Here is a 12,281-nt window from a genome sequence, read left to right as displayed (position 1 = left end):
CTCAGTCTGCCTGGTTCCGCTTCTTCGCCGAGAGCGGCCGCTTGGCCTTGGCGCGCTTGATGGTGCCGCCGGGGGTCAGCCGCTGGTTGCCGAGCACGCGCAGGGTCTTGATCTCGGGCCGCTGGCCGGCGCGCTTGCTGTATTTGACGACCTTGACGTCGCGCGGGCCGGGCATCCGGTCCTCGTCGATGGCGCGCTCTTTCTCGGGGATCGGCCGCCAGAGCACCAGCAGCTTGCCGATGTGCTGGATCGGCGCCGCGTCGAGCTCGTCGGACAGGGTCTGGAGCATCGCTTCGCGTGCGGCGCGGTCGTCGGAGAAGACGCGCACCTTGATCAGGCCGTGGGCCTTGAGCGCGGCGTCGGCTTCCTTCTTGACGGCCGGCGTCAGCCCGTCGCCGCCGATCATGACGATCGGGTCCAGATGGTGCGCTTCGGAGCGGTGCACCTTGCGCTGAGCAGGGGTAAGTTGAATGGCGGGCATCCCCGTATTATCGAGCGTCAATGAATCCAAAACCAAAAGCCAAGAAGCTCAACAAGGCGTGGCTGCACGATCACCTCAACGATCCCTACGTCAAACTGGCCAACCGCGAGGGCTATCGCGCCCGGGCCGCCTACAAACTCAAGGAGATCGACGAGACGCTGGGACTGATCCGTCCCGGCCACCTGGTGGTCGACCTGGGCTCCACGCCCGGCGCCTGGAGCCAGTACGTGCGGCGGCGGATGTCGCCCACCGGGGCGGCTTCGGGCGAACTGGCCGGCACCATCATCGCGCTCGACATCCTGCCGATGGAGCCGATCGAGGGGGTCACCTTCCTGCAGGGCGACTTCCGCGAGGCCGAGGTGCTGGAGCGGCTCGCCATCGCCATGGATGGCCGGCTGGCCGACGTCGTGGTCTCGGACATGGCGCCCAACCTGTCGGGGATCGCTTCGGCGGACACGGCGCGCATCGCCCACCTGATCGAGCTGGCGATCGACTTCGCCCGCCACCACATGAAACCCGAAGGCGCACTGGTCGCGAAGCTGTTCCACGGCAGCGGCTATGCGGAGCTCACCCGGCTCTTCAAGGACAACTTCCGCACCGTGAAGCCTATCAAACCCAAGGCTTCGCGCGACAAATCGTCCGAAACCTTCATGGTGGGCATCGGCCTCAAGAGCCTGGATACCAATTGATACGTATCAAAAACCGCTCGTGCCCCATGGCTGCTCTAGGGAATTCACGGGTTTTCGCAGGTTGAAAAGCCTAAAATAGGCGCCAATTGCCGCCCACAGCGCGCTTTTTTGATTCTTATTTTTTGCGCGCCCCCGACTGGAGCTTCGTTTGAACAATCAGTGGTTTTCCAAAGTTGCCGTTTGGCTCGTCATCGCGATGGTGTTGTTCACTGTGTTCAAGCAGTTCGACACCCGCGGTGTGGCCGGAGCCGGCAACATCGGCTACAGCGACTTCCTCGAGGAAGTTCGCGGCAACCGCATCAAGAGCGCGACGATCCAGGAAGGCCAGGGTGGCAGCGAGATCGTCGCGATCACCAATGACGACCGGAAGATCCGCACCACCGCCACCTACCTCGACCGCGGCCTGGTCGGCGACCTGATCGCCAACAACGTCAAGTTCGACGTCAAGCCGCGCGAAGAGGGTTCGCTCCTCATGACGCTGCTGGTCAGCTGGGGCCCGATGCTGCTGCTGATCGGCGTCTGGGTCTATTTCATGCGCCAGATGCAGGGCGGCGGCAAGGGCGGCGCCTTCAGCTTCGGCAAGAGCAAGGCGCGCATGCTCGACGAGAACAGCAACCAGGTCACCTTCGCCGACGTCGCAGGCTGCGACGAGGCCAAGGAAGAGGTCAAGGAAGTGGTCGACTTCCTCAAGGACCCGGCCAAGTTCCAGAAGCTCGGCGGCCGTATTCCGCGCGGCCTGCTGCTGGTCGGCCCTCCGGGCACCGGCAAGACCCTGCTGGCCAAGAGCATCGCGGGCGAGGCCAAGGTGCCGTTCTTCTCGATCTCGGGCTCCGATTTCGTCGAGATGTTCGTCGGCGTGGGCGCGGCCCGCGTGCGCGACATGTTCGAGAACGCCAAGAAGAACGCCCCTTGCATCATCTTCATCGATGAAATCGACGCCGTGGGCCGCCAGCGCGGTGCCGGCCTGGGCGGCGGCAACGACGAGCGCGAACAGACCCTGAACCAGATGCTGGTCGAGATGGACGGCTTCGAGACCAACCTCGGCGTGATCGTGGTGGCCGCGACCAACCGTCCCGACATCCTCGACGCCGCCCTGTTGCGTCCGGGTCGCTTCGACCGCCAGGTCTATGTCACGCTGCCCGACATCCGCGGCCGCGAGCAGATCCTCAATGTCCACATGCGCAAGGTGCCGCTGGGCCAGGACGTGAACCCCAGCGTCATCGCGCGCGGCACGCCCGGCATGTCGGGCGCCGACCTGGCCAATCTCTGCAACGAGGCCGCATTGATGGCTGCCCGCCGCAATGCGCGCGTGGTCGAGATGCAGGACTTCGAGAAGGCCAAGGACAAGATCTTCATGGGCCCCGAGCGCAAGAGCATGGTGATGCCCGAGGAAGAACGCCGCAACACGGCCTACCACGAGTCCGGCCACGCCCTCATCGGCAAGCTGCTGCCCAAGTGCGATCCGGTGCACAAGGTGACGATCATCCCGCGCGGCCGTGCGCTGGGCGTGACCATGAGCCTGCCGGCGCAGGACCGCTACAGCTACGACCGCGAGTACATGCTGAACCAGATCAGCATGCTGTTCGGCGGCCGCATCGCCGAAGAGGTGTTCATGCACCAGATGACCACCGGCGCCAGCAACGATTTCGAGCGTGCGACCCAGATCGCCCGCGACATGGTGATGCGCTACGGCATGACCGAATCGCTGGGCCCGATGGTCTACGCCGAAAACGAGGGCGAGGTCTTCCTCGGCCGCTCGGTCACCAAGACCACCAACATGAGCGAGTCGACCATGCAGAAGGTCGACGCCGAAGTGCGCCGCATCATCGACGAGCAGTACGCCCTGGCGCGCCGCCTGATCGAGGAGAACAGCGACAAGATGCACTCGATGGCCAAGGCCCTGCTCGAGTGGGAGACCATCGATTCCGAACAGCTCGACGACATCATGGCCGGTCGCGCACCGCGTCCGCCCAAGGACTGGACGCCGCGCATTCCGCCTTCGGGCAATGGCGGCAGCGGCGGCACGCCGGCGGTGAACCCCGACCCGGCGCCGACCGCCGCCTGAGCATGGCGCTCTGGCAAACGACGGGGCCTCTGGCCCCGTTTTTCTTGGGCGGGTGCAGGGCATGAGCGCAGCGCCGGGCCGCTCCCAGGCAAGCGCGTTGCGCAGTGGGCAGCACGATGGTCCCCCAACGAGCCGAGGCATCTGGCGCACCTCGCGCTTCGCCATCGATCTGGCGCGGCCGCAGGTGATGGGCATCGTCAACGTCACGCCCGATTCCTTCTCCGACGGCGGCGCGCACGCATCGACCGAGGCCGCGGTCGCGCACTGCGTTCGACTGGTCGAGGAGGGCGCCGACATCCTGGACATCGGGGGCGAGTCGACCCGGCCCGGCAGTCCCGCGGTGCCGCTCGACGCCGAGCTGGCGCGGGTGCTGCCGGTGGTGCGCGAAGCGGTGGCGCTGCGGGTGCCGGTCTCGGTCGACACCTACAAGCCCGAAGTGATGCGCGCGGTGTTGGCGCTGGGCGCCGACATCGTCAACGACGTCTGGGCGCTGCGGCAGCCTGGCGCGTTGCAGGCGGTGGCGGCGCATCCCGCCTGCGGGATCTGCCTGATGCACATGCACCGCGATCCGCAGACGATGCAAGCGGCGCCGATGGAGGGCGACGTGGTCCCCGTGGTCCGCGCCTTTCTCGAGCAGCGGGCCGAGGCCTTGCTGGCGCTGAAGGTCGACGCATCGCGCATCGTGCTCGACCCCGGCATCGGCTTCGGCAAGACCGTCGAACAGAATTTCGCCCTGCTGGAGCGCCAGCGGGAGCTGCTCGTCGCGGGCTGGCCCCTGCTGGCCGGCTGGTCGCGCAAGTCATCGCTCGGCACCGCCACCGGCATCGCGTCGGCGGGCGAGCGCATGGTGCCGAGCGTGGTGGCGGCCGTAATGGCGGTCGAGCGGGGCGCCGCGATCGTGCGCGTTCACGATGTGCGCGAGACCGTCTCCGCGCTGGCCGTGTGGCGGGCGATGAAGCAGCAACAACGAAAAGAGGATCGAGAGCAATGACAAGAAAATACTTCGGTACCGATGGCATTCGCGGTACGGTGGGGCAACCGCCGATCACGCCGGACTTCGTGCTGCGGCTCGCGCATGCGGTCGGCCGCGTGCTCAAGAAGACCGAGGCGCGGCCGACCGTGCTGATCGGCAAGGACACGCGCATCTCGGGCTACATGCTGGAGTCGGCGCTCGAATCGGGCTTCAACTCGGCCGGTGTCGACGTGGTGTTGCTCGGACCCTTGCCCACGCCCGGCGTCGCCTACCTGACGCGCGCGCAGCGCGCCAGCCTGGGCGTGGTGATCAGCGCCAGCCACAACGCCTTTCCCGACAATGGCATCAAGTTCTTCAGCGCCCAGGGCACCAAGCTCAGCGACGAGTGGGAACTGGCGGTCGAGGCGGCGCTCGAGGAAACGCCCGCCTGGGCCGATTCGGCCCAGCTCGGCAAGGCGCGCCGGCTCAACGACGCGCCCGGGCGCTACACCGAGTTCTGCAAGAGCACCTTCGCCAACGATCTCACGCTGCGCGGCATGAAGCTGGTGGTCGACGGCGCCCACGGCGCGGCCTACCAGGTGGCACCGCAGGTGTTCCATGAACTGGGCGCCGACGTGGTCAGCATCGGCTGCTCGCCCGATGGGCTCAACATCAACAAGGGCTTCGGCGCCACCCATCCTCAGGCACTGATCGATACGGTGCGGGCCCAGGGTGCGCACTACGGCATCGCGCTCGACGGCGATGCCGACCGGCTGCAACTGGTGGATGCCAGCGGGCGCCTCTTCAACGGCGACGAGCTGCTCTACCTGATGGTGATGGAGCGCATCGCGCGCGGCGAGAAACCTGCGGGCGTGGTCGGCACGCTGATGACCAACAAGGCCGTCGAAGTGGCGCTCAAGGCGCAGGGCATCGAGTTCGTGCGGGCCAAGGTGGGCGACCGCTATGTGCTCGAAGCGCTCGAGAAGCGCGGCTGGCTGCTCGGTGGCGAGGGCTCGGGCCACCTGCTCGCGCTCGACCGCCACACGACCGGCGACGGCATCGTGAGCGCGCTCCAGGTGCTGCAGGCCTGCGTGCGCAGCGGCCGGCGCGTCGATGAACTGCTGGCCGGCGTCAGCCTGTTTCCACAGACTCTCATCAACGTCCGTCTGGCCGATGGGCAGGACTGGAAAGCCAATGCCGCGCTGGCCGCAGAAAGCGAACGCGTGGAGGCCGAGCTCGGCGACGGCGGGCGCGTGCTGATCCGCGCCAGCGGCACCGAGCCGCTGCTGCGCGTGATGGTCGAGGCGCGCGATGCGGCCCAGGCCGAGGCCTGCGCGCGCCGCATCGCCGCCACGTTGAAGCCGGCCTAAGGGCAGGGCATGGACAAGAGCCTGAGCGTGGACGCGCCCGCCATCGACCTCGTACTGGCCGACTACCGCGACCCGGCGCATGCGCACGCGGTGGTGTCCCTGCTGGACGCCTATGCGCGCGACCCGGCCGGCGGTGGCGAGGCTCTGGCGCCGGAGGTTCTGGCCGGCCTGCCCGAGGCGCTGGCGGCCCGGCCCCAGGCCTTCAGCGTGCTGGCCTACGACGGCAAGCAGCCGGTCGGTCTGGTCAACTGCATCGAGGGCTTCTCGACCTTCGCCTGCCGTCCGCTGGTCAATGTGCACGACGTTGTCGTGCTGGCCAGCCATCGCGGCCAAAGGGTGGCGCAGCGCATGCTGGCGCGCGTCGAGGCCGAGGCCCGCGCACGCGGCGCCTGCAAGCTCACGCTCGAGGTGCTGTCGGGCAACCACAGCGCGCTGCGGGCCTACGAGCGCGAGGGTTTCGCCAGCTACCAGTTGGACCCTGCCTTCGGCTCGGCGATGTTCCTGCAGAAAAAGCTGTAAAAAAAGCCGCCGACACCCGTGAGTGCGGCGGCTCGATTCAGTGCAGCCCGATCAGAATCGCGTCACGGGCATCGCTTCGTCGCCGGCCTTGGCCGGCGCGTACTTGCCCAGCTCCCACTTGGCGATCGCGTTGCGGTGCACTTCGTCCGGGCCGTCGGCGAAGCGCAGCGTGCGGGCGCCGGCGTAGGCGTAGGCGAGCGGGAAGTCGTCGCACATGCCGCCGCCGCCATGCACCTGCATCGCCCAGTCGATCACCTGGCAGGCCATGTTCGGTGCCACCACCTTGATCATCGCGATCTCGGTCTTGGCGACCTTGTTGCCCGCCACGTCCATCAGCCAGGCGGCCTTGAGCGTGAGCAGGCGCGCCATGTCGATCTTGCAGCGCGCTTCGGCGATGCGCTCCTGCGTCACGGTCTGCGAGGCGACGGTCTTGCCGAAGGCCACGCGCGAGGAGGCGCGCTTGCACATCAGTTCGAGCGCACGCTCGGCCAGGCCGATCAGGCGCATGCAGTGATGGATGCGTCCCGGGCCGAGGCGGCCCTGGGCGATCTCGAAGCCGCGGCCCTCGCCGAGCAGGATGTTGCCGACCGGCACCCGCACGTTCTCGAACAGCATCTCGACGTGGCCGTGCGGTGCGTCGTCATAGCCCATCACGTTGAGCGGGCGCAAGATTGTGATGCCCTTGGCGTCGGCCGGCACGATCACCATGCTCTGCTGCGAATGGCGCGGCGCGTCGGGCTCCGACTTGCCCATGGTGATGAAGACCTTGCAGCGCGGATCGGCCGCGCCCGAGATCCACCACTTGCGGCCGTTGATGACGTACTCGTCGCCCTGGCGCTCGATACGGGTCGAGATGTTGGTGGCGTCGCTGGATGCCACATCGGGCTCGGTCATCGCGAAGGCCGAGCGGATCTGGCCTTCGAGCAGGGGCTTGAGCCAGCGGGCCTTGATTTCCTCGGAGCCGTAGCGCGCGATGGTCTCCATGTTGCCGGTGTCCGGCGCCGAGCAGTTGAAGGCCTCGCTGGCCCATGGCACGCGCCCCATGATCTCGGCCAGCGGCGCGTATTCCTGGTTGGTCAGGCCGGCGCCCTCGTAGCCCGAGGCGGCGGCGCTGTCGACCGGCAGGAACAGGTTCCACAGTCCCTGGGCCTTGGCCTTGGCCTTGACCTTCTCGACCGTTTCAAGCGCGGTCCAGCGCTTGCCGGCCGCGGTGTTGGCCGCCAGTTCGGCCGAGTACGCGGCCTCCGCGGGGTAGATGTGGTCGTCCATGAAAGCGCTGACGCGCTTTTGAAGCTCTTTGGTTTTGGCCGAGTATTCGAAGTCCATGTCGTCTCCAGGTGGGTAATTGGGTTCAGGTGCCGGCGCGCCGGTCACGCCTTCTGGGCGAACTGCCAGGCCATCTCGGCCATCGGCCGTGCACCGCGGCCCGAGGCCACGGCTTGTTCGCTCGATGCGGTACCGGCCTCCACCCGCTTGGCGATGCCCTGCAGGATCGCCGCGATGCGGAACAGGTTGTAGGCCAGGTAGAAATTCCAGTCGGGCGCCAGCGCCTCGGGCGTCGTCAGGCCCGTGCGGTCGCAGTAGCGGCGGATGTACTCGCTCTCGCTCGGGATGCCGAGGCTCTTCAGGTCGAGGCCGCCGATGCCGCGGAAGGTGCCCTGCGGGATGTGCCACGACATGCAGTGGTAGCTGAAGTCGGCCAGCGGATGGCCCAGCGTCGACAGCTCCCAGTCCAGCACCGCGATGGCGCGCGGCTCGGTGGCATGGAACATCAGGTTGTCGAGGCGGAAGTCGCCGTGCACGATCGAACTCATGGATTCGTCGCGGGCGCTGGCCGGAATGTGCGCCGGCAGCCATTCCATGAGCCGGTCCATCTCGGGGATCGGCTGCGTGACCGAGGCCACGTACTGCTTGCTCCAGCGGCCGATCTGGCGCTCGAAATAGTTCCCGGGCTTGCCGTAGTCGGCCAGGCCGCGCTCGGCGAACTTCACGCTGTGCAGCGCCGCGATGACGCGGTTCATCTCGTCGTAGATGGCCGAACGGGTGGCGTTGTCCATGCCGGGCAGGGACTGGTCCCAGAGCACGCGGCCGGCCATGAATTCCATCACGTAGAAGGCGCGGCCGATGATGCTCTCGTCCTCGCACAGGCAGTACATCCGCGGCACCGGCACGTCGGTGCCGGCCAGGCCGCGCATGACCTTGAACTCGCGCTCGACTGCATGCGCCGAAGGCAGCAGCTTCGCGACCGGGCCCGGCTTGGCGCGCATCACGTAGCTCTGCGAAGGCGTGACGAGCTTGTAGGTCGGGTTGGACTGGCCGCCCTTGAACATCTCGACCGTGAGCGGACCCTTGAAGCCGTCCAGGTTCTTCTCGAGCCAGGCGGTCAGCGCCTCGATGTCGACGAGGTGTTGTTGCGAGACGGCACGCGTGCCGACGAAGTTGTCGAAGTCCTGGGTCATGTGTCGATTTCTATTGTTCGTCGGCTTCGGAAATGCGCATCAGCGCGACCCGGTCCAGCACCACCAGTCCGCCCGGTTCGATGCGGATCGCTTCCTCGCGCTCCATGGCCTTGAGTTCCTGGTTCACGCGCTGGCGCGAGGCGCCCAGCAGCTGCGCAAGTTCCTCCTGCGCCAGATGCAGGCCGATGCGCATCTGGCTGCCGTCCGCCAGGTTCGGCACGCCGTAGCTGCGTACCAGGTGGATCAGCTGCTTGGCCAGCCGCGCACGCAGGGGCAGGGTGTTGAGGTCCTCGACCAGGCCGAACAACTGCCGGATGCGGCGCGCCTGCAGCCGCATCAGCGCTTCGTAGAGCTCGACGTGGTTCGACAGGATCTTCTGGAAATCGGCGCGCGCCACGCACAGGATCGTGGTTTCGCCATGCGCGTACGCATCGTGGGTACGCCGGTCGCCGTCGAACATCGCCACGTCGCCGAACCAGATGCCTGGTTCCACGTAGGTCAGCGTCACCTGCTTGCCCGAGACCGCGGTCGAGCTCACGCGCACCGCGCCCTTCGCGCAGGCGATCCACTGTTCGGGCGGATCGCCGCGAGCGGCGATCAGCTCGCCGTCCTTGAAGCGTTTGACGAATGCACATCGGAGGATGTCGTGGCGCAGTGAGGGTGAGAGGGAAGAAAACCAGCGACCACCGTTGATCGCTTCACGTTCTTCGATGGTAAGAATGGGGTCGTCCATGGGCTGTCCTGTCGGTGACTGAAAGGCGAGGGGGTGTCACGAGAGCGACGCGGGCTCATTCGTAGCGCGGCGTCTCCTTGGCAAGGAAGGCGGCGATGCCGATGCCGGCGTTGGCGTGGTGGAGGTTGCGCACGAAGTGGTCGCGTTCCAGGGACAGCTGGGACACCAGCGTCGCGCCGCGCGCGTCGCTCAGCAGTTCCTTGATGCTGGCCAGCGCGTTCGGGGCCCGCGCGTTGAGCTTCGCCGCCAGCGCCAGCGCGGCGGCCAGGGCCTGGCCGTTCTCGGTGAGCTGGTTGACCAGCCCCAGCGCATGCAGGCGCGCCGGCTCCAGCCGCTCGCCCTGCATCAGCCATTCGCTCGCGAGCTGCCGCGGCAGGGCCCGCGCCAGGTGCCAGCTCAGTCCGCCGTCCGGCGAGAGCCCCACGTTGCTGTAGGAGGCGGCGAACACCGCATCACGTGCGGACACCACGAAGTCGCAGGCCAGCGCCAGCGAAAAACCGGCGCCGGCGGCAGCGCCTTCGACCGCCGCGATGACCGGCTTCGGAAAGGTCCGGATCGAGTCGATCCAGGCGTGCAGCGCCTCGATGCTCTCGGCCTGCACCGAGGGTTCGCGATCGCGGTTTGCCGACAGCCGCTGCAGCGAGCCGCCGGCACAGAACCACTTGCCTTCGCCGACGATGACGACGCTCTTGATCTCCTGGCTGCTCTCGGCGCCGTTGAGCGCCTCGATGCCGGCGGCGTACATCTCGGGGCCCAGCGCATTGCGCTGCGAGGGATTGGAGAGCGTGAGCACCATGGTGCCCCCTTCGCTGGTGCTTTTCAGTTCTGCGGTCATGGTGTGCTTACTCTTCTTGGTGGGTGAGGCTCAGGCCGAGGGCGCCGCGGCGGCGCAGCCATGGGCTGGGGCGATAGCGCGGATCGCCGTAGACGGTTTGCAGGTTGAACAGGACCTCCAGCATGTTGGTCGGGCCGTACAGGTCGCCCATGGCCAGCGGACCCTGCGGGTAACCGAGGCCGAGCCGGACCGCGAGTTCGAGGTCGGCCGGCGAGCAGACGCCCTGCTGGCACATGTCGGCGGCGATGTTCACGATCGTCGCCACCACGCGCTGGGTGACGAAGCCGCCGCTGTCGCGGATCACGCTGACCGCCTTGCCGTCGCTGGCGAAGAGGGCGTGCGCCGCGTCGCGCATGTCGCGCCGGGTGGCCGGGTTGGTGGCCAGCACGCGGCGCTTGGTGGCTGCGTCGTCCACCATCAGGTCGATGCCGACCGTGCGGGTGGCGTCGAGCCGTTCGACCGCGGCCACGGTGGTGACGTCGAAGCCGAGCGGCGCGACCAGGATCAACGCTGCGTCCGAGGGCGTGGCGCCGCTCTCGAGTTGCGCGCCCAGCGCGTGCACCAGCCGAAGCAGTTCGGGGCGCCGGGCCGCGCGCGGCGAGACCCAGACCGGCGGCATCGCACCGACCACCGGCACCGGCGGCTCGGGCGGCTTCTGCATCTCGCCATCGGGATAGCGATAGAAGCCTTCGCCGGACTTGCGCCCCAGTGCGCCCGCGGCCAGCCGCTGCGCCGTGATGACGCTGGGTCGGAAGCGCGGCTCCTCGTAGTACTGGCGGTAGATCGATTCCATCACCGGATGCGAGACGTCGAGCGCGGTCAGGTCCAGCAGCTCGAAGGGGCCGAGCCGAAATCCGGCCTGGTCGCGCAGGATGCGGTCGATGGTCGCGAAGTCGGCCACGCCTTCGCCGGCGATGCGCAGCGCCTCGGTGCCATAGCCGCGTCCCGCGTGGTTGACGATGAATCCGGGCGTGTCCCTGGCCTGCACCGCGCTGTGGCCCATCTGCGCGGCATAGCCGGCCAGTTGCCGGCAGACCTCGGGCTCGGTCTTGAAGCCGGCCACCACCTCGACCACCTTCATCAGCGGCACCGGATTGAAGAAGTGAAAACCGGCCATCCGCCCCGGCAGCTTCAGGGCTGTCGCGATCGCGGTGACCGACAGCGAGGAGGTGTTGGTGGCCAGCGTCGCCGCGGGCGAGACCACGGCTTCGAGTTCGCGGAACAGCTGGCGCTTGACTTCCAGGTCCTCGACCACGGCTTCGACGACCAGGTCGCAGGCAGCGAGCGCCTGCACCGAGTCGACTGCCTGCACACGGGCGGCGAGCGTGTCGCGGCTGGCGGCATCGAGCTTGCCTTTCTCGTGCTGCTTTTGCCACTGGGCGAGGATGGCGTCGCGCCCGCGCACCGCGGCGCCTTCGAAGCTGTCGAGCAGCAGAACCTGGCTTCCGGCCTGCGCAGCGATCTGGGCGATGCCTCGGCCCATGGCGCCGGCGCCGATGACGCCGACATTGGAATAGTTCACAGTCATTTGATAATTGTCCCTTGATGAATGATCCGCCCTGACCCTCGTGTCAGAATGTGTCAACTTTCGATTGCTATTCGCGACCCATTTTGCAATTCCCACGCCTTGCGGCGAGCCTGCTCATTTTCGGCCTCGCTCTTGAATCCTCCGCCTTGACGATCGGTCGGCCTCAAGGGGCCGTCTGGATCGGCAAGCCGATGGACGTGGTGATCCCGCTTTCGCTCGATGCCGCGGAAGCCAGCGGCTCCCTGTGTCTCGAGGCCGAGGTACTGCAAGGCGACGCCGCGATCCCGGATCGCCGTGTGACTGTATCGCTCGAGCCGGGCTCTGCCGCCGGCGGCTCCCGCATGCGTATTCGCTCCACCGTTCCGATCGAGGAACCCGTGGTCACGGTGAACGTGCGCGCCGGCTGCGACACGAAGTCCACGCGCAACTACGTGCTGCTGGCCGATGTGCCGGTCGACGCCGCAACCCCGGCGGTGGGTTCGCCCGGTCCGCGGAGCTTTTCCGATGCGGCGCCCGCGCTGCCGCAGCCGGCGCCGCGCGCCCTCGCTCGCCGTGCGGCGGGGGATGGCGGGTCGTCGGGACCTGACGGCGTCGGAGCGCCTGCCGCGCGGCGCACCGGCCCCTCGGCGCCGCGCGCGCAGCCGCGCAGC

General features: G+C 67.7%; 11 protein-coding genes and 1 pseudogene. 6 read left to right on the top strand and 6 right to left on the bottom strand.

Annotated elements, in window-relative coordinates; genetic code table 11:
• Position 1: 1 nt before the first annotated feature.
• Complete coding sequence (locus AB4Z46_RS05920) at positions 2 to 481, bottom strand: YhbY family RNA-binding protein (protein ID WP_442282555.1); 480 nt, start codon at positions 479 to 481, stop codon at positions 2 to 4.
• 20 nt (positions 482 to 501) lie between these two features.
• Between AB4Z46_RS05920 and AB4Z46_RS05915 the strand changes: the two genes are divergently transcribed.
• From AB4Z46_RS05915 to AB4Z46_RS05895, 5 genes are all read left to right on the top strand, one after another.
• A complete protein-coding gene (locus tag AB4Z46_RS05915) occupies positions 502 to 1,170 on the top strand; it encodes an RlmE family RNA methyltransferase (protein WP_442282554.1) in 669 nt (222 codons plus the stop codon).
• Positions 1,171 to 1,318: 148 nt separating this feature from the next.
• Positions 1,319 to 3,235 carry an ATP-dependent zinc metalloprotease FtsH gene (gene ftsH / locus AB4Z46_RS05910; protein ID WP_442282553.1) on the top strand — a complete coding sequence of 639 codons (1,917 nt, stop codon included), beginning with the start codon at positions 1,319 to 1,321 and terminating at the stop codon, positions 3,233 to 3,235.
• Positions 3,236 to 3,422: 187 nt separating this feature from the next.
• Positions 3,423 to 4,226, top strand: a complete 804-nt coding sequence (folP, locus tag AB4Z46_RS05905; RefSeq protein ID WP_442282816.1) for a dihydropteroate synthase — start codon at positions 3,423 to 3,425, stop codon at positions 4,224 to 4,226.
• Positions 4,223 to 5,557: a phosphoglucosamine mutase gene (gene glmM / locus AB4Z46_RS05900; protein WP_442282552.1), complete on the top strand. Its 1,335-nt coding sequence runs from the start codon at positions 4,223 to 4,225 to the stop codon at positions 5,555 to 5,557. Before folP ends, glmM begins: the two co-directional genes overlap by 4 nt.
• 9 nt (positions 5,558 to 5,566) lie before the next feature.
• On the top strand, positions 5,567 to 6,076 hold the full coding sequence (locus tag AB4Z46_RS05895; protein ID WP_442282551.1) for a GNAT family N-acetyltransferase: 510 nt from the start codon (positions 5,567 to 5,569) through the stop codon (positions 6,074 to 6,076).
• A 51-nt stretch (positions 6,077 to 6,127) separates the two neighbouring features.
• On the opposite strand, the gene AB4Z46_RS05890 is transcribed toward AB4Z46_RS05895, so the two are convergent.
• Genes AB4Z46_RS05890 through AB4Z46_RS05870 form a run of 5 tightly spaced genes read right to left on the bottom strand, consistent with a single transcriptional unit; the run spans position 6,128 to position 11,688 of the window.
• Positions 6,128 to 7,402 (bottom strand): acyl-CoA dehydrogenase family protein, encoded by a 1,275-nt coding sequence (locus tag AB4Z46_RS05890; protein ID WP_442282550.1) that lies wholly within the window; start codon positions 7,400 to 7,402, stop codon positions 6,128 to 6,130.
• 44 nt (positions 7,403 to 7,446) lie between these two features.
• Entirely contained in the window at positions 7,447 to 8,535 is a 1,089-nt protein-coding gene (locus AB4Z46_RS05885; RefSeq protein ID WP_442282549.1) for a phosphotransferase, read from the bottom strand.
• Positions 8,536 to 8,545: 10 nt separating this feature from the next.
• Complete coding sequence (locus AB4Z46_RS05880) at positions 8,546 to 9,268, bottom strand: Crp/Fnr family transcriptional regulator (RefSeq protein ID WP_442282548.1); 723 nt, start codon at positions 9,266 to 9,268, stop codon at positions 8,546 to 8,548.
• Between the two features lie 55 nt (positions 9,269 to 9,323).
• Positions 9,324 to 10,103, bottom strand: a complete 780-nt coding sequence (locus AB4Z46_RS05875) for an oxepin-CoA hydrolase, alternative type (protein ID WP_442282547.1) — start codon at positions 10,101 to 10,103, stop codon at positions 9,324 to 9,326.
• 7 nt (positions 10,104 to 10,110) lie between these two features.
• Complete coding sequence (locus tag AB4Z46_RS05870; RefSeq protein WP_442282546.1) at positions 10,111 to 11,688, bottom strand: 3-hydroxyacyl-CoA dehydrogenase; 1,578 nt, start codon at positions 11,686 to 11,688, stop codon at positions 10,111 to 10,113.
• Positions 11,689 to 11,777: 89 nt separating this feature from the next.
• On the opposite strand from AB4Z46_RS05870, the pseudogene AB4Z46_RS05865 reads away from it, so the two are divergent.
• Positions 11,778 to 12,281, top strand: a pseudogene (locus tag AB4Z46_RS05865) (hypothetical protein); the annotation flags it as partial.

It is taken from the genome of Variovorax sp. M-6 (assembly GCF_052114385.1).
In the GTDB taxonomy this organism is placed as follows: Bacteria; Pseudomonadota; Gammaproteobacteria; order Burkholderiales; family Burkholderiaceae_C; genus Variovorax.
The sequence above is the reverse complement of the archived record's forward strand: the minus strand, read 5'-3'. Positions and strand labels throughout refer to the sequence as shown.